The 24,295-nt window shown below is 67.7% G+C and carries 24 protein-coding genes; 17 read left to right on the forward strand and 7 right to left on the reverse strand.

Going from position 1 to position 24,295, the window contains the following annotated elements; all coding sequences use genetic code 11:
- Positions 1-279 precede the first annotated feature (279 nt).
- Positions 280-1,452: a diguanylate cyclase domain-containing protein gene (locus AC5JDC_RS02780; protein WP_495838913.1), complete on the reverse strand. Its 1,173-nt coding sequence runs from the start codon at positions 1,450-1,452 to the stop codon at positions 280-282.
- Between the two features lie 355 nt (positions 1,453-1,807).
- On the opposite strand from AC5JDC_RS02780, the gene AC5JDC_RS02785 reads away from it, so the two are divergent.
- From AC5JDC_RS02785 to AC5JDC_RS02810, 6 genes are all read left to right on the forward strand, one after another.
- Entirely contained in the window at positions 1,808-3,997 is a 2,190-nt protein-coding gene (locus AC5JDC_RS02785; RefSeq protein WP_495838915.1) for an anthranilate synthase, read from the forward strand.
- A gap of 169 nt (positions 3,998-4,166) precedes the next feature.
- Positions 4,167-5,075 carry a cation diffusion facilitator family transporter gene (locus tag AC5JDC_RS02790; protein ID WP_495838917.1) on the forward strand — a complete coding sequence of 303 codons (909 nt, stop codon included), beginning with the start codon at positions 4,167-4,169 and terminating at the stop codon, positions 5,073-5,075.
- Between the two features lie 49 nt (positions 5,076-5,124).
- Complete coding sequence (locus AC5JDC_RS02795) at positions 5,125-5,532, forward strand: VOC family protein (protein WP_495838919.1); 408 nt, start codon at positions 5,125-5,127, stop codon at positions 5,530-5,532.
- Positions 5,533-5,723: 191 nt separating this feature from the next.
- Positions 5,724-6,806 carry a WD40/YVTN/BNR-like repeat-containing protein gene (locus AC5JDC_RS02800; protein WP_495838921.1) on the forward strand — a complete coding sequence of 361 codons (1,083 nt, stop codon included), beginning with the start codon at positions 5,724-5,726 and terminating at the stop codon, positions 6,804-6,806.
- A gap of 17 nt (positions 6,807-6,823) precedes the next feature.
- Positions 6,824-7,111 carry a MoaD/ThiS family protein gene (locus tag AC5JDC_RS02805; RefSeq protein ID WP_106775307.1) on the forward strand — a complete coding sequence of 96 codons (288 nt, stop codon included), beginning with the start codon at positions 6,824-6,826 and terminating at the stop codon, positions 7,109-7,111.
- Between the two features lie 298 nt (positions 7,112-7,409).
- A complete protein-coding gene (locus tag AC5JDC_RS02810) occupies positions 7,410-8,498 on the forward strand; it encodes an AbrB family transcriptional regulator (protein ID WP_106775306.1) in 1,089 nt (362 codons plus the stop codon).
- A 10-nt stretch (positions 8,499-8,508) separates the two neighbouring features.
- On the opposite strand, the gene AC5JDC_RS02815 is transcribed toward AC5JDC_RS02810, so the two are convergent.
- On the reverse strand, positions 8,509-9,549 hold the full coding sequence (locus AC5JDC_RS02815) for a DUF2156 domain-containing protein (RefSeq protein WP_495838924.1): 1,041 nt from the start codon (positions 9,547-9,549) through the stop codon (positions 8,509-8,511).
- A gap of 161 nt (positions 9,550-9,710) precedes the next feature.
- On the opposite strand from AC5JDC_RS02815, the gene AC5JDC_RS02820 reads away from it, so the two are divergent.
- The 4 genes from AC5JDC_RS02820 (at position 9,711) to AC5JDC_RS02835 (ending at position 13,278) form a co-directional block, all read left to right on the forward strand.
- Positions 9,711-9,974 (forward strand): CopG family ribbon-helix-helix protein, encoded by a 264-nt coding sequence (locus tag AC5JDC_RS02820; protein ID WP_495838926.1) that lies wholly within the window; start codon positions 9,711-9,713, stop codon positions 9,972-9,974.
- Positions 9,974-10,288 carry a type II toxin-antitoxin system RelE/ParE family toxin gene (locus tag AC5JDC_RS02825; RefSeq protein WP_495838928.1) on the forward strand — a complete coding sequence of 105 codons (315 nt, stop codon included), beginning with the start codon at positions 9,974-9,976 and terminating at the stop codon, positions 10,286-10,288. The genes AC5JDC_RS02820 and AC5JDC_RS02825 overlap by 1 nt, the downstream gene beginning before the upstream one ends.
- Before the next feature lie 363 nt (positions 10,289-10,651).
- Positions 10,652-12,322, forward strand: a complete 1,671-nt coding sequence (gene leuA / locus AC5JDC_RS02830) for a 2-isopropylmalate synthase (RefSeq protein WP_495838972.1) — start codon at positions 10,652-10,654, stop codon at positions 12,320-12,322.
- 347 nt (positions 12,323-12,669) lie between these two features.
- On the forward strand, positions 12,670-13,278 hold the full coding sequence (locus tag AC5JDC_RS02835) for a hypothetical protein (protein ID WP_245428627.1): 609 nt from the start codon (positions 12,670-12,672) through the stop codon (positions 13,276-13,278).
- Between the two features lie 27 nt (positions 13,279-13,305).
- Here AC5JDC_RS02835 and AC5JDC_RS02840 read toward each other — a convergent pair whose 3' ends face one another.
- Positions 13,306-14,247: a metallophosphoesterase family protein gene (locus AC5JDC_RS02840; protein WP_495838931.1), complete on the reverse strand. Its 942-nt coding sequence runs from the start codon at positions 14,245-14,247 to the stop codon at positions 13,306-13,308.
- 50 nt (positions 14,248-14,297) lie between these two features.
- On the opposite strand from AC5JDC_RS02840, the gene AC5JDC_RS02845 reads away from it, so the two are divergent.
- On the forward strand, positions 14,298-14,789 hold the full coding sequence (locus tag AC5JDC_RS02845) for an NUDIX domain-containing protein (RefSeq protein WP_495838933.1): 492 nt from the start codon (positions 14,298-14,300) through the stop codon (positions 14,787-14,789).
- Positions 14,790-14,868: 79 nt separating this feature from the next.
- Here AC5JDC_RS02845 and AC5JDC_RS02850 read toward each other — a convergent pair whose 3' ends face one another.
- Positions 14,869-16,296, reverse strand: a complete 1,428-nt coding sequence (locus tag AC5JDC_RS02850) for an aminotransferase-like domain-containing protein (protein ID WP_495838934.1) — start codon at positions 16,294-16,296, stop codon at positions 14,869-14,871.
- A 122-nt stretch (positions 16,297-16,418) separates the two neighbouring features.
- On the opposite strand from AC5JDC_RS02850, the gene AC5JDC_RS02855 reads away from it, so the two are divergent.
- A complete protein-coding gene (locus tag AC5JDC_RS02855) occupies positions 16,419-17,279 on the forward strand; it encodes a DMT family transporter (protein WP_495838936.1) in 861 nt (286 codons plus the stop codon).
- A 49-nt stretch (positions 17,280-17,328) separates the two neighbouring features.
- Here AC5JDC_RS02855 and AC5JDC_RS02860 read toward each other — a convergent pair whose 3' ends face one another.
- Together AC5JDC_RS02860 and AC5JDC_RS02865 are read right to left on the reverse strand one after the other, a co-directional pair.
- Positions 17,329-17,832 carry an ion channel gene (locus AC5JDC_RS02860; RefSeq protein WP_106775300.1) on the reverse strand — a complete coding sequence of 168 codons (504 nt, stop codon included), beginning with the start codon at positions 17,830-17,832 and terminating at the stop codon, positions 17,329-17,331.
- Between the two features lie 243 nt (positions 17,833-18,075).
- Positions 18,076-19,056 carry a glutathione S-transferase family protein gene (locus AC5JDC_RS02865; protein WP_495838939.1) on the reverse strand — a complete coding sequence of 327 codons (981 nt, stop codon included), beginning with the start codon at positions 19,054-19,056 and terminating at the stop codon, positions 18,076-18,078.
- Between the two features lie 275 nt (positions 19,057-19,331).
- Between AC5JDC_RS02865 and AC5JDC_RS02870 the strand changes: the two genes are divergently transcribed.
- The 4 genes from AC5JDC_RS02870 (at position 19,332) to AC5JDC_RS02885 (ending at position 22,424) form a co-directional block, all read left to right on the forward strand.
- On the forward strand, positions 19,332-19,856 hold the full coding sequence (locus AC5JDC_RS02870; RefSeq protein WP_495838941.1) for a GNAT family N-acetyltransferase: 525 nt from the start codon (positions 19,332-19,334) through the stop codon (positions 19,854-19,856).
- A 137-nt stretch (positions 19,857-19,993) separates the two neighbouring features.
- Complete coding sequence (locus tag AC5JDC_RS02875; RefSeq protein ID WP_106775298.1) at positions 19,994-20,755, forward strand: SDR family NAD(P)-dependent oxidoreductase; 762 nt, start codon at positions 19,994-19,996, stop codon at positions 20,753-20,755.
- A 76-nt stretch (positions 20,756-20,831) separates the two neighbouring features.
- Positions 20,832-21,611 carry a HugZ family pyridoxamine 5'-phosphate oxidase gene (locus AC5JDC_RS02880; RefSeq protein ID WP_495838943.1) on the forward strand — a complete coding sequence of 260 codons (780 nt, stop codon included), beginning with the start codon at positions 20,832-20,834 and terminating at the stop codon, positions 21,609-21,611.
- Positions 21,612-21,620: 9 nt separating this feature from the next.
- Positions 21,621-22,424 carry a TrmH family RNA methyltransferase gene (locus AC5JDC_RS02885; protein ID WP_495838945.1) on the forward strand — a complete coding sequence of 268 codons (804 nt, stop codon included), beginning with the start codon at positions 21,621-21,623 and terminating at the stop codon, positions 22,422-22,424.
- Between the two features lie 13 nt (positions 22,425-22,437).
- Here the strand turns inward: AC5JDC_RS02885 and mnmA are convergent, their stop codons facing one another.
- Positions 22,438-23,628 carry a tRNA 2-thiouridine(34) synthase MnmA gene (gene mnmA, locus AC5JDC_RS02890; RefSeq protein ID WP_495838947.1) on the reverse strand — a complete coding sequence of 397 codons (1,191 nt, stop codon included), beginning with the start codon at positions 23,626-23,628 and terminating at the stop codon, positions 22,438-22,440.
- 270 nt (positions 23,629-23,898) lie between these two features.
- On the opposite strand from mnmA, the gene sciP reads away from it, so the two are divergent.
- Positions 23,899-24,174, forward strand: a complete 276-nt coding sequence (gene sciP / locus AC5JDC_RS02895; protein WP_106775295.1) for a CtrA inhibitor SciP — start codon at positions 23,899-23,901, stop codon at positions 24,172-24,174.
- The last annotated feature ends 121 nt before the right edge of the window (positions 24,175-24,295 follow it).

The following is a 24,295-nucleotide window of genomic DNA, read 5'->3' on the forward strand; positions in this document are numbered from 1 at the left end:
GCGCCGACGCTCCCTCCTGATACCCGGTGCGCACCAAGTTCCCGCAGGGAGCGGCTTTCACGGCGAGTATGCGCGAAGTTGAAAGGGAGGGGATAAAATTTTGCCCCTGAGCGACGCCCGTTGTTTTCTTCAGCTTGGCCCGAGCCGGGCAAGTCTCGGATAAGGGCCGGGGACAGTTTATTTTTTTCCGCAGAATGGCACTGCCGCTTCGAGGCTGGCGTGGGCGGAAACAAAATAAACTGTCCCCTGCGGTTCCCGCGCCTCGCTCCATCCCGCCATCTAAAGCGCCGCCGCATAGGGCAAATAGCGCCCTTTTCCCGACCGCTTCGCCACATAGAGCGCATGGTCGGAATGGGCGAGCAGCGCGTCGGGCGTGAGGCCGTCCACTGGAGCCAAGGCGCTGCCGATGCTCACGCCGACCGACGCCTTGACTTCGGTGCCGATCTGGAAGGGAGACGACAGCTTCTCGATCAGCCGCCGCGCGACATAATCCGCCTCTTCCGGCGTGGCGTTGGGCATCACCACCACGAACTCGTCGCCGCCCGGACGGAACACCTGGTCGTGCGGGCGCACACCGCGCTGCAGCCGGTCCGCCACCCTGACCAGCAGCGCATCCCCGACGGCATGGCCGTGGCGGTCGTTGTCGGCCTTGAAGCCGTCGAGATCCATGCTGAGCACGGCGAAGCTCTCGCGGCGCTGCGCACCCTTGGCGAAAAGGCCGGCGCAAAGCGCCGCCAGCGCCTCGGTGAGCGCCGCCCTGTTCGACAGACCGGTCAGCGCATCGGTGCGGGCAAGGTGCCGGTTGCGCATCTCGGCCCGCACCAGCCTGACATGGCTCTCGTAGTTGCGGACGAGGATGACGACGATGCCAGCGATGTGGAGCGGAAACTGCAGCCCGACGAGGAAGGCGCCGGGGATCGGCGAGAACAGCGTCGATACCGCAAACGGCAGGCTGACGCAGGCGATCGCCAGCATGGCATAACGCGGGGTGGCGGCGTTGCGCGACGAGATCGCCCCGACGACGGCCGCGACGTTGACGCCCGCCAGCATGGCCAGGGCCGGCGGGCCGGCGATCACGCAGGTTCCCGAGCCCAGGCCGAGGACCAGGCACCAGGCCGTCCCGGCTGCCATCAGACGGCGCACCGGACGCGGTGCGTGCGCGACCTTGGCCTTCTCGCACAGCTCGATCACCCGCAGCCGGAAGGCGAGCAGCGCGAGATCGGCCGCCAGCCAGTACCAGGGCCACACCTCGTCGGTGAGGACGGCGGCCGATACCGCGAGCATGAGCACGCTGACCGAGCCGAACCAGACGAACGCCTTGCGTTCGTAGAGCGTGTCGACCAGACGGGCGCGCACCCTGGCGCTCTCCCGCGTGGGTGCCGACGACAGCCAATCGAAGGCGCGGCCGGCGAGAACGGCGGCGGCGGCCCGTGAAGCGCCCCGCAAGGTCATCGATGGTTTTCGATCCTCCAAACCATCCTTCATCACGAGGCGGCAACCGTTAAATTTGCTTTAGACCCTTCGTGACATCTCTAAGCATCGGCGCCGAAGATTCCTTCAAGGGACGAAGGAGAAGGATATGCGGGGTCAAATGGTGCCGGAATCCGCTTGCCCAGCCATCCGTTCGCAGCTATTGGAATCGCCATGCACATGCGTTCGATCAAGACCATCTGGTGGTGGGGCAGCTGACAGCGGCCCGACGAAGCGCGCATGCGTGACAAAAGGAGGTGGCCGCAGGAGATGTCCGGGCGGCCATTTGTTTTTGATGCCGGTCCGAACCCCTCGGCACAACGGATGGAGATGAGGGATGTCGGTCGAGATCCTCGACAACGGTGCCGAGAAATTCGTGACGGCGGGCGGCATAACGATCGTGCGCCAGCGCCACGACACGCCCTATGCCGGGGCCATCGAAGCCTATGTCGACGCGCTGGATAGCCGGCGCGGCGCGGTCTTCTCCTCCAACTACGAATATCCCGGCCGCTACACGCGCTGGGACACGGCGATCGTCGACCCGCCGCTGGTGGTCTCGGCACGCGGCCGCTCCATGCGCATCGAGGCGCTGAACCGCCGCGGCGAGGCGCTGCTGCCGGTGATCGCGCAGACGCTGCTCGCCGAGAAGGATTTGACGCTGACGCAGACCACGGAACGCCGGCTGGCACTGACCATCGCCGAGCCCGGCCGCGTCTTCACCGAGGAGGAGCGCTCGCGCGTTCCCTCGGTCTTCACGGTGCTGCGCGCGCTGACGAAACTCTTCCACACCGACCAGGATTCCAATCTCGGCCTCTACGGCGCCTTCGGCTACGACCTCGCCTTCCAGTTCGACCCGGTCGAGCAGTCGCTGAAGCGGGCGGAGAGCCAGCGCGACCTCGTGCTGTTCCTGCCGGACGAGATCCTGGTCGTCGACCATCATTCGGCGAAAGCCTGGCACGACCGCTACGACTATTCCGGCAAGGGTTTCGACACCGCCGGCCTGCCGCGCGAGGGCGAGGCCGAGCCGTTCCGCCCGGCCGACCGCATCCCGCCGCGCGGCGACCACGAGCCCGGCGAATATGCCGAGCTGGTCGAGAAGGCGATGGAAAGCTTTCGCCGCGGCGACCTGTTCGAGGTGGTTCCCGGCCAGATGTTCTACGAGCGCTGCGAGTCGCTGCCGTCGGAGATCTCGCGGCGGCTGAAGGCGATCAACCCGTCGCCCTATTCCTTCTTCATCAATCTCGGCGAGAACGAATATCTGATCGGCGCCTCGCCGGAGATGTTCGTGCGCGTCAACGGCCGGCGTGTCGAGACCTGCCCGATTTCCGGCACGATCAAGCGCGGCGACGACGCCATCTCGGATTCGGAGCAGATCCTCAAGCTGCTGAACTCCAAGAAGGACGAGTCGGAGCTCACCATGTGCTCCGACGTCGACCGCAACGACAAGTCGCGGGTGTGCGAGCCGGGCTCGGTGCGGGTCATCGGCCGTCGCCAGATCGAGATGTATTCGCGGCTGATCCACACGGTCGACCACATCGAGGGGCGGCTGCGCGAGGGCATGGACGCGTTCGACGCCTTTTTGAGCCACGCCTGGGCGGTCACCGTCACCGGCGCGCCGAAACTGTGGGCCATGCGCTTCATCGAGAAGAACGAGAAGAGCCCGCGCGCCTGGTATGGCGGGGCGATCGGCATGGTGCATTTCAACGGCGACATGAACACCGGCCTGACGCTCCGGACCATCCGCATCAAGGACGGCGTCGCCGAGGTGCGCGCCGGCGCCACATTGCTCTTCGACAGCGTTCCGGAAGAGGAAGAAGCAGAAACCGAACTGAAGGCCTCCGCCATGCTTTCCGCCATCAGGGACGCCAGGGCCGGCAACGCGGCGGCGGGCGACCGCAGCACCGCGCGCGTCGGCGACGGCGTCACCATCCTGCTCGTCGACCACGAGGACTCCTTCGTCCACACGCTGGCCAATTATTTTCGCCAGACCGGCGCCACCGTCTCGACCGTGCGCACGCCGGTGCCGGAGGAACTGTTCGACCGGCTGAAGCCGGATCTCGTGGTGCTTTCACCCGGCCCCGGCTCTCCGAAGGATTTCGACTGCGCTGCCACGATCCGCAAGGCACGCCAGCGCGACCTGCCGATCTTCGGCGTCTGCCTCGGCCTGCAGGCGCTGGCCGAGGCCTATGGCGGCGAGCTCCGGCACCTGCATGTGCCGATGCACGGCAAGCCGTCGCGCATCCGCGTGTCGAAGCCGGGCGTCATCTTCTCCGGGCTGCCCAAGGAGGTGACGGTCGGCCGCTACCATTCGATCTTCGCCGACCCGGTTCGGCTGCCGGACGATTTCGTCGTGACCGCCGAGACCGAGGACGGCGTGATCATGGCCTTCGAGCACCGCAAGGAGCCGATCGCCGCCGTGCAGTTCCACCCGGAATCGATCATGACGCTGGGCGGCAATGCCGGCATGCGCATGATCGAGAACGTCGTGGCGCATTTGCCGCGCAAGGCCAAGGACAAGGCGGCGTGACTGGGCGGCAGCCTTCCCTCCCCCTCGAGGGGAGGGTGGCCGCGCAGCGGCCGGGTGGGGTCGCCACGGCAGCGCCCGGCGTCCCCCTGCATTCTGCCCGATGGTGCGAGGCCTGCCGCGACAATCCCCTCTGGCCATTTCCCGGCCATCTCTTCCTCGACTAGGCGCCATGCCGTCCAAGCAGCGCGTCACCTCCCTCGCCTTCTGGTCGATCGCCGTCGCATTCGGCGTGCTCGGCCTGAAGACGCTCGCCTGGCGGATGACAGGCTCGGTGGCGCTCTACTCCGACGCGCTGGAATCGATCGTCAACGTCATCGCCTCGTTCGCCGCCTTCTGGGCGATTAAGGTCAGCCAGAAGCCCGCCGACAGCGACCACCAGCACGGCCACCACAAGGCCGAGTATTTTTCGGCGGTGCTGGAGGGCGTGCTGATCGTCGTGGCCGCGCTGATGGTCGTGGCTGCCGCCTGGGACGCGCTGCTCGATCCGAAGCCGCTGCAACAGCCGTGGGAGGGCCTTGCGGTCAACGGCTTTGCCGCCCTGATCAATGCCGGCTGGGCATGGATGCTCATCCGTGTCGGCCGGCAGGACAGGAGCCCGGCGCTGGTCGCCGACGGCCGGCACATCATGACCGACGTCGTCACCTCGCTCGGCGTCATCGCCGGCCTCGTCGGCGCCGTGCTGACGGGCTACGGCATCCTCGACCCGCTGCTGGCGATCCTGGTCGCCCTCAACATCCTCTACCAGGGCTGGCAGGTGATCAGCGGCTCGCTGAGCGGCCTGATGGACAAGGCGGTGCCGCTCGAAGACAACATGCACATCCGCGCCATCATCTCGGCGAATTCCAGGGGCGCCATGGAGGTGCACGACCTGAAGACGCGCACCGCCGGCCGCGCCACCTTCATAGAGTTCCACCTGATCGTCGACGGCGACATGCCGGTGCGCGAAAGCCATGTCATCTGCGACCGCATCGAGGATGCGCTGAAGGCGGAAATCCCGTCGGTACGCGTGCTCATCCATGTCGAGCCGGACGACGAGGCGAAGCTGCCGCCCGGAACCAGCGCCGTGCCGTTCGCCTGAACCTTGATCTGGATTACGCGTTGTCGCCGCATCAACGGAGGCAAGCGTCATGCAGTACCATCGCGGCAGACTGATCGACCACCTGCACCTGCATGTCAGGGATCTGGAAGCCAGCAAGGCCTTCTACAAGGCCGTTCTGGACGCGCTGGACAGCGGCGCCACGATCCAGGACGGGCCCGGCTTCTTCACCTTCGACGAGTTCTTCATCGATGCGGAGCCGGGGCACGGGCCGGCACCCATCCATCTCGCCTTCCAGGCCGGAGATCGCGAAACCGTGCACCGCTTTCATGCGGCCGCCCTCGCCGCCGGCGGCCGCGACAACGGCGCGCCGGGCGAGCGCCGCTATCATCCGGGCTATTATGCGGCCTACGTGCTCGATCCCGACAGCAACAATGTCGAGGCGGTGAATCACGGCCCGGCGACGCGTTCCGCCGCATCGGTCGTGATCGAAGGCTGACGCCGTCCATCCCCGCCGGACGCGCCGGGATGGGTCACCAGCGCTGCGGCAGTTGGAAAAAAATGCTAAAAACGCCGCGGCGATGTCGGTTCCGAACGCCGCCTTTCGTCCTCGCTCCGAAGAGCGAGGCCATCGCCTTCGCGGCCCGACTGGAGACGACGGCCGCCAGTGATCGCGCGGAGGACGTTGACGTGACACAGAAAACCCTTGTGCTTCTGGGAACTAAGAAGGGCGCCTTCATCGCCGAGAGCGACGGGCAGCGGAAAGGCTGGGAGCTGAAAGGCCCGTTCTGCGAGACATGGCCGATGAACCATGTCGTGGCCGATTCCCGCACCGGCACGATCTACGCCGGCGGCGGCAACGAATGGTTCGGCCCGGCGGTGTGGAAGTCGACCGATCTCGGGAAGACCTGGACGCATTCGAGCGAGGGGCTGGCCTACGAGACCGGCAAGGAGCCGGTGAAGGCGGTGTGGAGCCTGGCGGCGCGCAACGGCAGCCTTTACGCCGGCGTGCAGCCGGCCGGCCTGTTCCGCAGCGACGATGGCGGCCGGAGCTGGACGCAGATGGGGGGCCTGCAGAACCATCCGACGCGCGAGCGCTGGGAGCCGGGCGGCGCCGGGCTGATCTTGCATTCGCTGGTGCCGCATCCCGAGGACGAGGGCCGCATCTGGGTCGGCATCTCGGCGGCCGGTGTCTTCTACACCGGCGACGGCGGAGAAACCTGGGAGCCGCGCAACCGCGGCACCCGCGCCGACTTCCTGCCCGAGGGCGAAAACTATCCGGAATTCGGCCAGTGCGTGCACTGCCTGGTGATGGCGCCCGGCACGGGGGAGCGGCTCTACCAGCAGAACCACTGCGGCATGTATGTCAGCGAGGATGGCGGCAAGGAATGGCGGAGCATCGAGGCGGGCCTGCCCTCGACCTTCGGTTTCCCTGCGGCCGCGCATCCCAGCGATCCCGACACGCTGTTCCTGCTGCCGCTCAACGGCGACTCGGCCGGCCGCTATGTGCCGGACGCAAGTGCCGCGGTGTGGCGCACCCGCGATGCCGGAAGGAGCTGGCAGGCGCTGCGCGAGGGGCTGCCGCAGAAGAACGCCTATTTCGGCGTGCTGCGCCAGGCGATGGCAACCGACCGGCTGGAGCCGGCGGGCGTCTATTTCGGCACCAGCTCCGGCTCGGTCTTCGCCAGCGCCGACGAAGGCGAGAGCTGGACGGCGATCGCCGAGCACCTGCCGACCGTGCTGTCGGTGGAAACGCTGGTGGTCGACCGATAGCGGCAGGAGGCCCCGCGATGGACACGCTCCGAAACACCTGCCGCGTCACCGTGCGGCTGCCGGGACCGCTGGTGGACCTTTTCCCCGGATCGCCGCGCCGGCTGGAGGTCGAGGCGCGAACGGTCGGCGAGATGATCGATGCGCTGAACGCCCGCTGGCCGGGTATGCGCGACCGGCTGTGCGACACCACGCCGGCGGTGCGCCGGCACATCAACATCTTCATCGGCGGCGAGCGCGCCCGGCTCGACACGCCGCTGCGGCCGGAGGCCGAGGTGTTCGTGCTGACCGCGATCAGCGGCGGGTAGGCACCGGCGGCCGCGGCGGCCGTCTCCGGCAGAGCCAATCGCATATGGAATACCCCCACCCCTAACCCCTCCCCACAAGGGGGAGGGGGACTTGCTGCCGCCATGCTACGCAAAACCATCGAGGATTTGCGCCTAGCCGTGACGCAAGCCGGTCCCCTCCCCCTTGTGGGGAGGGGTTAGGGGTGGGGGTACCGCGCCGGGCAACGTGTCCGCAAACTCCCTATGCGATCGTCCTGTCCGGCGGAAGGAAATGCCTGCACGGGCTGACAGCCGGCCCCGCAACGGTCTAGAAGGAGCCATGGCCCCTTCCCCCGCCGCGCCGCTTCCAGGTCCCCTCACCAATCTGCCCAAGCCGCTGCAATGGTGCCTGCTGGCAGCCGGCTCGGCCGTTCTGTTGCTGCTGCTCACCGGCATCGACTTCCCCGCCGCCGCGCTGATCGGCCCTATGCTGATCGCCGTCTGCGCCGGCGCCGCCGGCGCGACGATCCGCATGCCGCGCCCGATCTTCGGCGTCGGACAGGCGGTGGTCGGCTGCCTGGTCGCCACCTCGATCGACATCACCATCTTCAAGTCCTTCCTGACCGCCTGGCCGATCATCCTGTTCTCGGTGGGCTCGACGCTTGTCGCCTCGAGCTTTCTCGGCTGGTCGATCAGCCGTCTTGGCATCCTGCCGGGCTCGACCGCCGTCTGGGGCTCGGCGCCCGGCGGGGCAACGGCCATGGTGCTGATGGCTGAGGCTTTCGGGGCCGACGCCCGGCTGGTCGCCTTCATGCAGTATCTGCGCGTCGTCATGGTGACGCTCGCCGCCGCCTTCGTGGCGCGGCTGTGGGTCGATGCCCCGGCGCCCGGCGTTCCGGCCCATGCCTGGTTCCCGCCGCTCGACTGGCCGGCGCTGGCCGCCACGCTGGCTGTCGCCGCCGTGGCCGGGTTCATCGGCAAGGCCGTCCGCCTGCCCTCGCCCTATTTCCTCGGCGCCGTGCTGATCGCCATGGCGCTGCATCTCGGCGCCGGCGTGCCGTTCCAGATCCCGGAATGGCTGAAGGCGGCGAGCTATGCGGTGGTCGGCTGGGCGATCGGGCTGAACTTCACCCGCGCCGTCGTGGTGCACGCGGTGCGCGTCCTGCCGCAGGTCACGCTGTCGATCCTGCTGCTGATGGCGTTCTGCGGCGGCATCGCGTGGCTGCTCAGCCACGAGCTCGGCATCGACCCGCTGACCGCCTATCTCGCCACCAGTCCGGGCGGGCTGGATTCGGTCGCCATCATCGCCGCCGCGTCGAGCAACGTGAACCTGTCGCTGATCATGGCGTTGCAGTCGGCAAGGCTGATCTTCGTGCTGCTGTTCGGCCCGGCACTGGCAAGACTGGTGGCCCGCGCCGTGAAACCCTGACCGGGCGCCGTCAGAAAGCCTTGCTGAGGCGCAGGATCGCCAGCATCTGCATCGGCGACAGCCGTCTGAAGGCGACGTAGACCGGCTCCTCGGTGCCGTGAAAGCGCCGCTTGAACGCCGCCTGACCCTCCAGGTTGAAGATGCGGCGGTTGATCCAGGAGGACGAGAACAGCCGCCGCATCGCGCCGCGCAGCACGGCGCTCTCGGCGAAGCCACTTTCCTCGATGGCCGCGAGCGGCGACAGGCCGAGCGTCACGAACGCCAGGCCCTCGTCGCGGAATCGGTCGGCGGCGAATTTGGTCAGGCCGATCTCGGCATGCGGCGTCGTGCCGGGCAGCTTGCGCTTGAACGAGGTGGTGTAGCCGACGCTGCGGCCGTCCCCGGCGATCGGGTCGAAGTCGAGCACGGCAATCGCGACGCCTTGCGGATCGATCAGCAGGAAGCGGCGCATGCCCAGGCCGAGCTGGGGCCGGAACGGCCGGTTGAGGAAGCGCATCTCGCGGTGGCTGACGATGCGCCCGGCCCGCCAGCGCTCCGAAAGCTGCTTGATCTGGTCGAGCGAGGCCTGGTCGCCGGCATCCTCGATGATCGCATAGCCGTTCTTGAACAGCCAGCGTTCGGAATAGCGCACCGTCTCGTTGCGGCGGCCGGCAAAGGTCTGCGGCGACAGCATCAGCCGCGTATCGACGCCCATGCGGTTGACCTTGTAGCCCAGCGCGGAAAGCTCCCGCGCCGTCGCCTCGCCGATCTGCACGAAGCACGGATTGCCGGCCGCGCGCACGAAGTCGCGGATCAGTTTTGCACGCGCGTCCGGCGCCGCCACCGGATCGGCCAGCGCCACCGCGCTGCCCATCTTGCTGCCGAAGGCGATGTAGCCGGAGGCATCGCCGAAATAGCGCAGGTCGTCCTGGACGGCGGTCGAATAGGCCAGTGAGAAATCGCCATGCCGGCCGACCAGCGCCAGCCTTTCGTCCGCTGTCAGTGCAGCCGTGGGTATCGCCGTGGTACGGCGCTCCAAGAGCGCATCGAAGCTTCGTCGCAAGGAGGGCAAGGCCGGCTGTCCGGTTTCGCTGAAGCATTTGTCAGGCGGCGGCTCGCCGCGGATGCCGCTGATAGTCCCATGCGCCGGCGGCATCAAGACGGCGAGACGCAAGGCGGATTGTCGGAAACTGCAAAAAGGGATAGGATGTATTACAAAATCAGGAAAAAGAGATGTCAAATCAGAGAAATCTATCGGACCCAGTGACGTTGCGGATACCTCTCGACGTGCTTGGCGAGATCGAAATGATCGCAAAGGTGACCGAACGCAGCCGCAGTTGGGTGATGGTTCGCGCCATGAAGGCCTATCTGGCTTCAGAAGGCAGGGATATCTTGCATGCCGCCGATGGACAGCGGCAGATTGCCGAGGGCGATTCCTACGATCTGAACGACGTCCTCGACGAATTGGATTCTGGCGCAAGAAGCAACGCAGCCTGATGAAAGTCGTCATCTCTCGGAGAGTCAGAGATTTTCTGGTGGCCGAGAGGGCATATTTACAGCGGCACAGCAACTCGGCCGCAAAGCGCCTGACGCTCAGAATGCGGGATGCGGCAAGGCTGCTGGGTGATTTTCTGATGGTAGGCGCCGAGCGATTCTTGCCGATCAGAGACCTTCGCCGCCTTGTCGTGGACGACTATGTTCTCGACTACCAGATCAGAGGCACGGAGGTGCATATTCTGAACATGCGGCACGGCCGCCAAAAGGACCCATATCTGGAAAATGAACAGGACTTTGATTTCGAGGGGGAGTGATGCAACACCCTCAATCCGCTGACGATCGACAACCCGCATACCCTTGCCTCTCCCCTCCCGCTCCTGTATCAAGCCGCCCATGAACCCGTCCGCGGACAGCGCAGCCCACCGCACCGGCGCCTTTGCGTCGGCGACCTTGCGCGCCCTCTCCTCCGCGATCCTGCTTCTCGGCCTTATCGGCGACCGCCGGGCCCGCTGAAGGAGCGCCCGGCGGTCGTTGCGCCGCCGAGGGCGGCTCAGCTCCTTGCCAGTCGCACTCCAGTCAGCAAAACACTTCAGAGCTTCGCCGGACGCCATGTCCGCGGCTGAAGCGCAGAGAGAAGCAAGATGAACCAGACCACCCGCATCCGCGCCGCGCACGGCATGCCGAACGCCGCGGCCAAATACGAACCCTATCCGCTCGTCGGCCTGCCCGACCGCACCTGGCCGTCAAAACGCATCGACAAGGCGCCGATCTGGTGCTCCGTCGACCTGCGCGACGGCAACCAGGCGCTGGTCGACCCGATGGGCCACGAGCGCAAGGCGCGCATGTTCCAGCTCCTGCTCGACATGGGCTTCAAGGAGATCGAGATCGGCTTCCCGTCGGCCTCGCAGACCGACTTCGACTTCGCCCGCTGGTGCATCGAGGATGGCAACGTGCCGGACGACGTGTCGCTCCAGGTGCTGGTGCAGTGCCGGCCAGAGCTGATCACCCGCACCTTCGAGGCCTTGCAGGGCGCGAAAAACCCGATCGTGCATTTCTACAACTCGACCAGCGAGCTGCAGCGCCGCGTCGTCTTCCAGAAGGACGTCGCCGGCATCAAGCAGATCGCCACCGACGCCGCCAAGATGATCACCGACATGGCGGCCAAGTCCGGCGGCGGCTTCCGCTTCCAATATTCGCCGGAGAGCTTTACCGGCACCGAGCTGGAGGTGGCGCTGGAGATCTGCAACGCCGTCGCCGAGATCGTGAAGCCGACGCCCGAGAACAGGCTGATCGTCAACCTGCCCTCGACCGTCGAGATGGCGACGCCCAACATCTATGCCGACCAGATCGAATGGATGATCCGTCATCTCGACAACCGCGACAACCTGATCATCTCGCTGCATCCGCACAACGACCGCGGCACCGGCATCGCCGCCACCGAGCTCGCCCTGATGGCAGGCGCCGACCGCGTCGAGGGCACGCTGTTCGGCAATGGCGAGCGCACCGGCAATGTCGACGTCGTGACGCTGGCGCTCAACATGTACACGCAGGGCGTCGATCCCATGCTCGACTGCTCCGACATCAACCGGATGAAGGACGTCTACGAATATTCCAACCAGCTCAAGATCCCCGAGCGGCATCCCTATGTCGGCGAGCTGGTCTACACCGCCTTCTCCGGCTCGCACCAGGACGCCATCAACAAGGGCATGAAGGCGATCAGGACGGCGAACAAGGCGCTGTGGGAAGTGCCGTACCTGCCGATCGACCCGCAGGATGTCGGCCGCAGCTACGAGGCGATCATCCGCATCAACTCGCAGTCCGGCAAGGGCGGCATCGCCTATGTGCTGCAGGCCGATTACGGGCTCAATCTGCCGCGCAGCCTGCAGGTCGAGTTCTCCAAGGACATCCAGGCGATCACCGACGCCGAAGGCAAGGAACTGTCGGCCAAGCGCATCTACGAGCGCTTCCGCGAGGTCTATATCGACCAGCCCGACGGGCGGCTTAAGTTCGTCGACCACCAGACCTATCCCGACACCGAGGTGAAGGGCCGGCGCATCGTCGAGGCGACCATTTTGGACGGCGGCAGGGAGGTGACGATCCGCGGCTCCGGCAACGGCCCGGTCGACGGTTTCGTCGACGCGCTGTCGCGGCATGTCGGGCTGGCCATCTCGGTGCGCGACTATTCCGAGCACTCCATCCAGCACGGCTCCAACGCCGCGGCGATCTCCTATGTCGAGATGGAGCATCCCGGCGGCACGCTGTTCGGCGCCGGCATCAGCACCAACATCGTCGGCGCTTCTCTCGAGGCGGTGGTGTCGGCGGTGAACCGCATCGTCGGAGCAAGGTAGGCCAACGGCGTCCCGTCCGCGGGTTTCAGCTCCCTCACCGCCGGGCAATCGCATACGAAAATTCTGGAAGCGTTGCCTAGCCCAATACCCCCATCCCTAACCCCTCCCCACAAGGGGGAGGGGAACTTTGCCGCTGCCATGCCGCGCGAAACGATTGACGGCTGGCGCCGCTCGGCGATGCGAGCCAGTCCCCTCCCCCTTGTGGGGAGGGGTTAGGGGTGGGGGTAAGCCTTATGCCCGATTTGCTCGCATCTCCCCGGCAGGAAAGCGCCTACATCGAACGCGCTGGTTTCGGCGCAGGATTCTGTTAACTATATTGCTGACGCACGCTCGAACCGGAGCAGACCTTGGCGAACGACAGGGCCGACGGCCAGCAACCGGCCGCCCAGATCCGAAAACTGTCCGACGCGATCCGCGAGGTGAAGAACGCCGCGGCGGATCGCGACGACGTCGTCGTCGAGCTGCGCGAGGCGACGCGGGTCCGGTTGCAGCTCCTCGCCGCCGAGCTGGCGCCGGTCTTCGCCGAAGTGCCGGCCGACGTCGACTGCTTCGACTTCACCATCTCGTCGGGCCTGCAGCCGCGGCTGTGGATCGACGCGGTCAGCCACGTCGCCATGGGGCGCGACCGGCGCACCTACCGCTTCGTCAAGGATACCCGCAACGGCCGCGTGGTGCTGGCCGAATCGCCGAAGATGCAGATTGTAGCCGACCGGGTGACCCGCTACGTCGCCGAGCGCATCGTTGAGCGTGAGCAGATGCTGGAAGGCGACATGAGCGCGGCGGTGGAGGGTGTTCTTGTCGCCCGCTCGCCGGAAGAGGCGGCGGCGAAGCTGCACGAGCGCAAGGTCTGGTCGACCGTGCTCTCCGGTGCGTGGATCTTCGTCACCGGCATCGGCTTCGGCCTCGCAGTCGCCATCGCGCTGCTGTGGGAGCGGCTCACCAGCGGCGTTCAGTAGCCTCGCTTTCGGCTGCGAGCCGGCGTGTCAGGAGGCCGCGTTCTCGAAGGGCGCCGGCGCGCGGCGCGGCGAGCCGAGGTCGAGCGTCTCGATCTCCGACACCGCGCCGAGCGTGTCCGTCAGCCCGTGCCGCGACAGCCCGATGTGCCAGCCGCCCGGCTCGCCGGAGATCTCGACCAGATTGTACTGCGCGGCCGGGTGCCGGCCGCCCGGCCCCTGGCCCGTGGCGGCCACGCCGACCACCGGGATCGGCTTCTTGCGCTCGCCGATCCAGTAGAGCGTGGGATCGTGCGAATGGCCGTGCAGCACCAGCTCGGCGCCATGCGCCAGCACGGTCCTGTGGAAGTTGGCAATGCCGAACAGCCGCTTGTGCTGCTGCACGGCGGCGCGCACCGGCGGATGATGGATCATGATGACGCGGAAGAGTTTTTTCCGCCCCGCCTCGTCGAGCAGGCGCGCCAGCCGTGTCGCCTGTTCCTCGCGGAAAAAGCCGTTGGCCATGAACGGCGCGGTGGCGCGCGCCGTCGACACGCCGATCAGCGCCACCTGGCCACGCACCCTGAGATAGGGAAAGGTCAGGCGCCCGACAGGCCCGTCATAGCCGTCGCCGCGCATCCACGGCGCCCACAGCCGGCAGGCCTTGTCGAAGGCGCCCGGCACATAGGCATCGTGGTTTCCCGGCACTACGGAAACGTCTTCCGGCCGGCCCAGCGTCTCCAGCCACAGCCGCGCCAGCTCCAGCTCGCTGTCGAGGGCGAGGTTGACCAGGTCGCCGGTGACGGCGAGATGGTCGGGCTTCTCCGCCCGGATCGCCTCGACGATGGCGCCGACCGTGCCCTGCGTCAGGATCCTGCGGCGGCTGCGGTGCCAGTTGACGTAGCCGATGACACGCTTGGAAGCGAGTTCGCGGTAGGATACATCGGGAAGCGGCCCCAGATGGACATCGGAAATATGCGCGAGCCTGAGCATCGACCTTTCTTACGGTACGGTTCCGACGCTTTCCACCCCCGGTCACGATGATGTCATCCGGCGAGGCGCGGTTCCGGCAGACCGGCTGGCCGGGGCTGCGCGCAAAACTGTTCCACCGCTATTTCCTGCTGCGCCGGGCGATGACGCTGGGGGTGCGCGGCATGGTCATAGACCGGGCGAACAACGCCGTTTTCCTCATCCGCCACACCTATGTTCCGGGCTGGCAGCTTCCGGGCGGCGGCGTCGAGCTCGGCGAGACGCTGGAGGAGGCGCTGACGCGCGAATGCCTGGAGGAAGGCAACATCGCCGTCGGCTCGCCTGTGCTGAAATCCATGCACTTCAACCGCAACGCCTCGCGCCGCGACCATGTCGCCTTCTATGTGATCGAGCAGTTTTCGCAGAACGGTCCAAAAAAGCCCGACCGCGAGATCGCCGAGGCCGGCTTTTTCCCGCTCGACCGCCTGCCGGAAGCGACCACGCCGGCGACGCACCGGCGCATAGCGGAGGTGTTTTCGGGCAAGCCGCCGTCGCCTTACTGGTAGTTCGACGCGAGCGTCCCCGCTCGCATGAGGGTGGCCCGTCCGGGCACCGCTGTCCGCGGAGCGGCTTGGCCGATCCGCCTCATCGCGCCGCCCGCAAACTGCCGCCGGCCTGTGCCGATGCCTCCCTTTCCGACGCTTGCAACACGCGCTCCAGCACGTCGAAAATCCGGGCGTCGCCCATCTGGGCGACGTTGAAGCGCATGAAGCCGGTGGCGGTCTGCGAGACGCTGAAGACGTCGCCGGGCGCCAGCAAGACGTTCTCGCGCAGGGCGGCGCGGGCGACCGCAGCCGCATCGCGCCCGTCGGGCAGCCCGCACCACAGATAGAAGCCGCCGCGCGGCAGCAGCCAGGGCGAGATGCCGAGCATCCGCAGGCTTGCCGCCGTGTCGCGCCGGGCCCGGGCGAGCCGCCGCCGCAGCGCCTCCAGATGCTTGCGGTAGCTGCCGTCGCTGAGCACCGCCAGCACCAGTTCGGCGGCGACGGGGCTGACGCCGCCGAAGCTCGTCGCCACCTGCAGGTCGATCAGCGCCTCGATCCAATCGGGACGCGCCGCGATATAGCCGCAGCGGATCGAGGCCGACAGCGTCTTGGAGAAGCTGCCGATGCGGATGACCCGAGACAGGCCGTCGAGCGTGGCGAGGCGCGGCGACGGCTCGGGCTCGAAATCGGCGAAGATGTCGTCCTCGACGATCGTCATGTCGTGCGCCGCGGCGGCGTTCAGCAGGCGGTGGGCGGTCTGCGGCGAGAGCGTCGCTCCGGTCGGGTTGTGCAGGGCGGAATTGGTGATGTAGAGGCGCGGCCGGTGCACCGTGGCGGCCTCGACGAAACGCTCCACGTCCGGTCCGGCCGGCGTATAGGGCACGCCGACGATCGTCGCCTGATGGGCCCGCAGGAGCGCCTGGAAGTTGAAGTAGCAGGGATCATCGACCAGCACGGCGTCGCCGGGCCTGACCAGGAAGCGGCAGATGAGATCGATCGCCTGAGTGCCCGATCCGGTCAGCAGGATCTGGTCGGGGCCCGCCTCCAGGCCTTCGCCGGCGAACCGGCGCGACAGCAGGCGGCGCAGCGCCAGCGGCCCGCGCGTGGCGCCGTAGTCGGCGAGCACCGCGTCGTCGGCCCTGGCAAGGCGGCGGACGGCGCGGCGGAGCGCGTCGTTCGACATCCAGTCGGCCGGCAGCCAGCCGCAGCCGGGCTTGGCCACAGCCGGATCGGCGTCCAGCGACTGGCGGGATACCCAGAACGGATCGAGCGCCCGGTCGAGCTTCGGGCCGGTCTCGGCCAGCGTGAGCGGCGGGGCGATGGTCGACACGTAGAAGCCGGAGCCGGCTCTCGACCGGATCAGCCCCTCGGCGGCGAGCCGGTCATAGGCTTCGACGACGGTCGACGGCGACACGTCCATGACGGCGGCAAAGGTGCGGATGGAGGGCAGCCGGTCGCCGCTCGCCAGCGCGCGGCTCGCCACCCTGGCGCGGATCGCGGCCATTACCTCTGCCGTGCGTGTTCCCATTGGTCGTCCGCCACTCGTCATCGTATTGGAATAGTGAGCCATACAGTTTGACGAAATTGTACTGAACTGTCCCTGTCGCCGCCAGCCCCGCGCGGCTACGAACAGTCCGAATCGAGGGCATCATGAAAGCGGCGACGGCAGGATGGGGCAGCGGGCTCCTCGGCGTGGTGATCTTCAGCGGATCGCTGCCGGCGACGCGGGTGGCGGTCGACGGTTTCTCGCCGATCTTCCTTACCTCGGCACGTGCGGTCATTGCAGCGCTGCTCGGGATGGCCTTGCTGCGGATGCTGCGGCAGGAGCGACCGGCCCGGCGTGACGTCGGCCCGCTCGCCGTCGTCGCCATTGGCGTCGTGGTCGGCTTCCCGCTGCTGACGGCGCTGGCGCTGCAGCATATCACCGCGGCGCATTCGATCGTATTCGTCGGCCTGCTGCCGCTCTGCACCGCGATCTTCGGCGTGCTGCGCGGCGGCGAGCGGCCCAAGCCGGCCTTCTGGCTGTTCTCGATCCTCGGCAGCCTTCTGGTCGCCGGCTTTGCGTTGACGCAAAGCGGTCCGGCCTCGCTGGCGGGCGATCTCCTGATGATCGCGGCCATCCTGCTGTGCGGGCTCGGTTATGCCGAGGGCGCCACGCTGTCACGGCGTCTCGGCGGCTGGCAGGTGATCTCCTGGGCGCTGGTGCTGTCACTGCCCGTCATGGCAGTCATCGGTCTGGCGACGCTTCCGGCGGACTGGAGCGGGGTCGCGCCGCCCGCCTGGTATGGGCTCGCCTACGTCTCGGTGTTCAGCATGCTGGTCGGCTTCGTCTTCTGGTATCGCGGGCTGGCGCTCGGCGGCATCGCCGGGGTCGGGCAGTTGCAGCTTCTCCAGCCCTTCTTCGGGCTCGCCCTGGCCGGACTGCTGCTCGGCGAGCCGGTCGCCTGGACGATGATAGCCGTGACCGGGCTGGTCGTGCTGTGCGTCGCCGGCGCCAAACGCTTCGCCTAGATCAAAGTCGGGGTGGCGGGCGCGCAGGAGCGGACGTCCGCAAGCTCTTTCACGAAGCCCCGGAACCAGGTCCGGCCTGACCTTTGTCCTTCAGCCCCTCGGCACGCAACCTGTCGAGCTTGCCAAACTCGGTCATGACGCTCACCAGCACGCTGGCGGTCCAGCCGAAGGTGAACAGTCCCGACATCGCGATGATCGGGCCGATCAGGCGCCACTGCTCGGGTAGGCTGACGGTCCCCTCGCCGAGCGTCGTGTAGCTCTGGAGAACGTAGTAGTAGCTGTCGCGCATCGACGGGATGAGCCCCAGCAGCGAGACGGGAAGCGCCCACAGCAGCGTCTCGGCGAAATGCAGGGCAGCCAGGGCGCCGATGGTCAGGGCGAGCAGCAGGTTGACGCGCCAGTGCGGCGTGGCGTGGTCGACGTGGACCCAGGACTTGCTGAAGCGCTGGTTGATCGAGCGGATACCCGCGCCGTGGACGAAAATGATCACCACCAGGGTCAGGGTGCCGAGAACGATCTCCAGGACCGGGTTCGGGGCCGAAAGCGCGTCCATCGTACGGCAAGTCCTTCTCTGGCTGGCAATCCGGATCGACACCCGCGAGGCCGTCCGATCGCGCTCGATGCTGAGGCGTGATTATTCCGGCATCGGCATGAGTCTGTCGACCACCCATCGGACACTGTCCGCCGTGCGCTTGATAAGATGGGCCGCGTGGCTCCTGATAAGCGCTGTCCGAGTGTGCAATGCTGCCGTGCGTCGCGACACCAGTGATCAGGGCCTTCGGCGAGCCGCGAAGGCTCACCCGAACCGGCCGCGGTCGTGCGGGGCGGCATAGTCCAGCTCCGGCCCGACCGGCACGATGCGCGTCGGGTTGATGGTGGTGTGGCTGCCGTAATAGTGGGCCTTGATGTGCTGCATGTTCACCGTGCCCGCCACGCCCGGCACCTGATAGAGATCGCGAAAATAGTTCGACAGGTTGGGATAATCGGCGATGCGGCGCAGATTGCATTTGAAGTGGCCGACATAGACCGGGTCGAAGCGGGCGAGCGTGGTGAACAGCCGCCAGTCGGCCTCGGTGATGCGTCCGCCGACGAGGTAGCGCTGCCGCGACAGCCTGTCCTCCAGCGTGTCGAGCGCGGCAAACAACTCGCCGAACGCCTCCTCGTAGGCGTCTTGCGTGGTGGCGAAGCCGGCGCGGTAGACGCCGTTGTTGATGGCCGGGTAGACGAGCGCGTTGATCTCATCGATCTCGGCCCGCAGCGGCTGCGGATAGAAATCCACCGAGGCGTCACCCCATTCGTCGAAGGCCGAGTTGAGCATGCGGATGATTTCCGGCGACTCGTTGGAGACGATGGTCTCCTGCCTGCGGTCCCACAGCACCGGCACGGTCACCCGCCCGGTGTAGTGCGGGTCGGCGCGGGTGTAGATCTGGTGCAGGAAGTCGAGGCCGTAGAGGTCGTCGCCGGTGGCGCCGTCCTCGGCGAGGAACGTCCAGCCATCCTTGCCCATGAAATGGTGGACGACGGAAACCGACACGATGTCCTCGAGCTTCTTCAGCACGCGAAAAATCAGCGTCCGGTGCGCCCAGGGGCAGGCATAGGAGACGTAGAGATGGTAGCGCCCCGGCTCGGCCCTGAAGCCGCGCGTGCGGCCCGGCGCCGGGCTGCCGTCGGCCGTCACCCAGTCGCGCCACGGCGCGTCCGGACGCTCGAAGCGCCCGCCGGTATCGCGGGTGGAGTACCAGACGTCCCGCCACTTGCCGTCGACCAGCTGTCCCATGCGTTTCTCCTTTGCCCGACAGATAGGTCAGTGCGGCCGAAAGCAAAACCGCCGCCGGCTGAACACAGCGTCCTGTCGGGATGAACCGTCATCGAAAAATTCGCCGCGGCCGATGGACGGCCGGCGAATTTGGTGCTAGCGGCGTTCGTCATGGCAATGTGCATGAAGATCCGGTTCGACCGACGACGAATGGGCGCCCGCGCTTGACGCGCTGACTGGCGAGGCTGCGCGCCGCGCAGCAAACCCTTCCTCGTACCGACCGGATGTCGCACATCATGATCCCTGCCGAAATTATCTTCATGCCGGAAACCCCGGCGCACGACCTCGAGATCGATCACATCAACGCAGAGGCCTTCGGGCCGGGACGCTTCGCGCGCGCCGCCTACAGGATTCGCGAGGGCGGCCCGCACGAGCGGCATCTCTCCTTCGTCGCGCTTAAGCGCAACGAGGTGGTCGCCTCCGTGCGCCTGACGCGCATCGGCGCGGGCGATGGCCGGGCGCTGCTGCTCGGGCCGCTGGCGGTGCGCCCCGCCCACAAGAATCTCGGCATCGGCCGCAAGCTGGTGGCGGTCGCTATCGAGGCGGCGCGGCGGGATGGCGCCGGCGCCGTCATGCTGGTCGGCGACGAGCCCTATTACGGGCCGCTCGGCTTCAAGCGCATCCCACGCGGGCAGGTCACCATGCCCCGCCCCGTAGACCTCGACCGCATCCTCGCCTACGAGCTCGTTCCGGGCACGGTCGAGCGGCTCAAGGGCGAGGTCCGCCACGAAGACACCGTGTGGGTGGCGCAGCCGGGGTGAACCGCCACCGCTTCGCCGAAGCCGGCCAAAACGGGCTTGCCATGGACATCGACGCCTGAGGCTGCGTCCCATCCGCCATTGCGTGGCATGGGACGTGCCCATACGATGACGACCAGCATTCAAGGAGACGGTTCGGCATGGACATCAGCGGACAGACGGCGCTCGTCACTGGCGGCGGCTCGGGGCTCGGCGAGGCCACCGCAAGGGCGCTGGCGGCCAAGGGCGCGCGCGTCGCCGTGCTGGATATCGGGCTGGAGCGCGCGCAGGCGGTGGCCCGCGACATCGGCGGCATCGCGCTCGGCTGCGACGTGACCAGCGCCGAGGGCGCGGAGGCCGCGGTGGCACGGGCGGCGGAAGAGCTCGGCGGCGCCCGCATCCTCGTCAACTGCGCCGGCATCGTCGCCGGCAAGCGGACCGTCGGCAAGGAGGGTCCGCATCCGCTCGACCTCTTCCGCAAGGTGATCGAGGTCAACCTCGTCGGCAGCTTCAACATGATCCGGCTGTTCGCCGATCGCGCCGCGAAACTCGAGCCGCTCGCCGGCGGCGAGCGCGGCGTCATCGTCAACACCGCCTCGGTCGCCGCCTTCGACGGCCAGATCGGCCAGGTGGCCTATTCCGCCTCCAAGGGCGGCGTGGTCGGCATGACGCTGCCGCTCGCGCGCGACCTCGCCCGCTCCGGCATCCGCGTCGTCACCATAGCCCCCGGCATCTTCAAGACGCCGATGGTGGCCGGCATGCCCGCCGACGTGCAGGAATCGCTGGGGGAGGTGGTGCCCTTCCCGCCCCGGCTTGGCGAGCCGTCCGAATATGGCGCACTTGCCGTCCATATCGTCGAGAACCAGATGCTGAACGGCGAGACCATCCGGCTCGACGCGGCGGTGCGCCTGCCGCCGAAATAGCCGCCCTGGCGGCGGCTTGCGCCCGCCGGGCCCGCTCGATAAGTGGAGCCTCGACATCATGTTCGAGGGGGATGCGATGACCGACAAGCGCGACGTGCTGCGGCCCACCGACGACGAGGCGATCCGGCTGGCAAGGACGCTGCTGCGCTCGACGCGCTTCGGCGCCATCGCCGTGCTGGAGCCGGAAACCGGCAGTCCGCTGGCCAGCCGCGTCGGCGTCGCCACCGACGCCGACGGCGCGCCGCTCATCCTGGTGTCCGGCCTCTCCGCCCACACGCGGGCGCTCGACGCCGACCCGCGCTGCTCGCTGCTGGTCGGCGAGCCGGGCAAGGGCGATGCGCTCGCCCATCCGCGGCTCACGCTCGTGTGCCGCGCCGTGCTGCTGGAAAAGGACACGCCGGAGCAGGCCCGCGCCGAGCGGCGCTACCTCAACAAGAACCCGAAGGCTAAACTCTACGCCGGCCTCGCCGATTTCCGGCTTTTCCGGCTGGAGCCCGAGCGCGCCAGCCTGAACGGCGGCTTCGGCAAGGCCTATGCGCTGACGCGCGAGGATGTCATGACCGTCAGCCCCGCCCTCGACGCCCTCGCAGCCTCCGAGCAGGGCGCGCTCGACCACATGAATTCCGACCACCTCGACGCCATCGGCCTCTATGCCGCGCATTTCGCGCGGGCATCCGGCGACGGCTGGACGATGACCGGCTTCGACGCCGATGGCATCGACCTCGGCCGCGGCGACGAGGTGCTGCGCATCTTCTTCCCGGCGCCGCTGCAGGCGGCGTCCGACCTGCGCCCCGCGCTGGTCGCGATGGCGAAGACGGCCCGGGCGGCGCTGGGCGCTGGAGCGCCGCAGGCCTGATCGCCGGGCATGGAACTCATCCGCGTCATCGATCCCCACGATCCGCGCGTCGCCGCGTTCCGCGACATCCGCGAGCGCGACCTGGTCGGCCGGCAGGGCCTTTTCGTCGCCGAGGGCAAGGTCGTTCTGAACGTCCTGCTGGGCGCGCCGGACTACGAGCTGCAGTCCCTGCTGCTGCTGGAAAGCCGCGTCGCCGGCCTGTCGGAGACGCTCGCCCGCCTGCCGGCCGAAATTCCCGTCCATGTCGCCACGGCGGCGGTGATGGACTCGATCGCCGGCTTCCACATCCACCGCGGCATCCTTGCGCTGGGCCGGCGGCGCGGCGTTCCGACGGCGGCCGATCTGCTGGCGGCGCTGCCGCGGCGCACGCTGGCGCTGGTGCTGGTCGGCCTCTCCAACCACGACAATATCGGCTCGATCTTCCGCAACGCCGCCGCCTTCGGCGTCGATGCCGTGTTCGCCGACGCCTCGTGCTGCGATCCGCTCTACCGCAAGGCGATCCGCGTCTCGGTCGGTGGTGTGTTCCGCGTGCCGTTCGCGTGTTTCGACGACATGGGCGGCTTTGTCGATGCGCTGGCCGCCGAAGGCATCGAGCCGGCCGCCCTGTCGCCGCGCGGCGAAACGGAGATAGGCGCCTTCGATCGGCCTGGTCGCCTGGCGCTTTTCCTCGGCACCGAGGGCGAAGGCCTGCCGGAGACGCTGATGGAACGCATGCGGACGCTGCGGATCGCCATCGCGCCGGGCTTCGACAGCCTGAACGTCGCCGCTACGTCGGCGATCGCCCTGCATCGGCTGGCGGATGTCGGGCGCTGAGGGGTTCCGGTGCCTATTCGGCCGCGACATCCACCGGAAGCGCTGCCAGCCTGGCCAGCATCGCCTCGGCCCGCGCGCCGCGCTCCGAGCGCTCGATGAAGCCGCCGCCGAGCACGCGGGCGTCGTTGCCGTCGTCGCCGTAGAGCACGCAGGCCTGGCCCGGCGCGATACCGGATTCGCCTTCCGCCAGTTCCACCCAGGTGGCGCCGCCCCGCCGGCGCAGCACGGCCGGGCGCGGCGGCCTCGTGGAGCGCACCTTGGCGAACAGCTCGATGCCGTCCGGGCCGATTGCGTCCAGGTCCTCGTCGCCCAGCCAGTTCATGGCGCGCAGATAGACTTTTCGCGTTTCCAGCGCCTCGCGCGGGCCGACGACGACGCGCGCCCGCTCGGCATCGAGATGGACGACGTAGAGCGGCTCGCCGGAGGCGATGCCGATGCCGCGCCGCTGGCCGATGGTGTAGCGCAGGATGCCCTCGTGGCGGCCGAGCACGCGGCCGTCGATATGGACGATGTCGCCCGGCGTCGCCGCCGCCGGCTTCAGTCTGGCGATGATGTCGGAGTATTTTCCCTGGGGCACGAAGCAGATGTCCTGGCTGTCCTGCTTGTCGGCGACGGCGAGGCCGAGTTCGGCGGCGATCGCCCGCACTTCCGGCTTCGGCATGCCGCCGAGCGGGAAGCGCAGGTAGTCGATCTGCTCCTGCGTGGTGGCGAACAGGAAGTAGCTCTGGTCGCGGTCGGCATCGACCGGCCGGTAGAGGGCGCGGTGCGCTCCGTTAGAGCGGCTGCGGATATAGTGGCCGGTGGCGAGCGCCGCCGCGCCCAGATCGCGCGCCGTCTCCAGCAGGTCGGCGAACTTCACCGTCTGGTTGCAGGACACGCAGGGGATCGGCGTCTCGCCGGCGACGTAGCTCTCGGCGAAGGGATCGATCACCGCCTTGCGGAAACGCTCCTCGTAGTCGAGCACGTAATGCGGGATTCGAAGCGTCTCGGACACGCGGCGCGCGTCGTCGATGTCGCGTCCGGCGCAGCACGAGCCGGCGCGGTGCGTGGCCGCGCCGTGGTCGTAGAGCTGCAGCGTGACGCCGACCACGTCGTAGCCTTCGCGCTTGAGGATGCCGGCGACCACCGAGGAATCGACGCCGCCCGACATCGCCACGACGACGCGCGTGTCTTCTGGCCGTCCCGGCAGGTCGAGGCTGTTCATGGCTGGCTTCCAAGGTTTTCGGCCGGTCTTGTGCCGACACGGCCAATATAGGTCAAGCGGCGTCTTGCCGCCAGACCGATCCCGACCTTGCAACCCCTTGAATTGGCTCGGCTGTCCGCCAGCTCCGGCGAATGGTTAAAATTGTCGGCCTGTCGGAAAGACTCCGTTGACGGACAAGCCGTTAGGCTCATTCGACGGCTTAGGCAATTTTTAAAGCTGTGGCGGTAGCCTGAACGCGATTAGGTCTGCGAATTATTTGTAGAGAGTACGATGACCGATCTTGGAAGGCCGCGCGTTAAGTATGTGATCGGGCCGGACGGCAGTCCGCTGACGATCGCCGATCTGCCCCCGAGCAACACGCGCCGCTGGGTCATTCGCCGCAAGGCTGAAGTGGTCGCCGCCGTTCGCGGCGGCCTGCTCAGCCTCGACGAGGCATGCCAGCGCTACAAACTGACGACCGAGGAGTTCCTGTCCTGGCAGGCCTCGATCGACGAGTATGGCCTGGCCGGACTGCGCACCACGCGCATCCAGCAATACAGGCACTGACCCATCCTGCACGCCGGCATGAGGCGGCCCGGCACGCGCCAGGGCTGCCGAAGCGCTCGCGGGGTCGTGGAATTGTGGCCACGATCCGTTGCCGGCGTGGCGCGGCCTGCAGTGTCGCCTG

Source organism: Kumtagia sp., assembly GCF_059502445.1.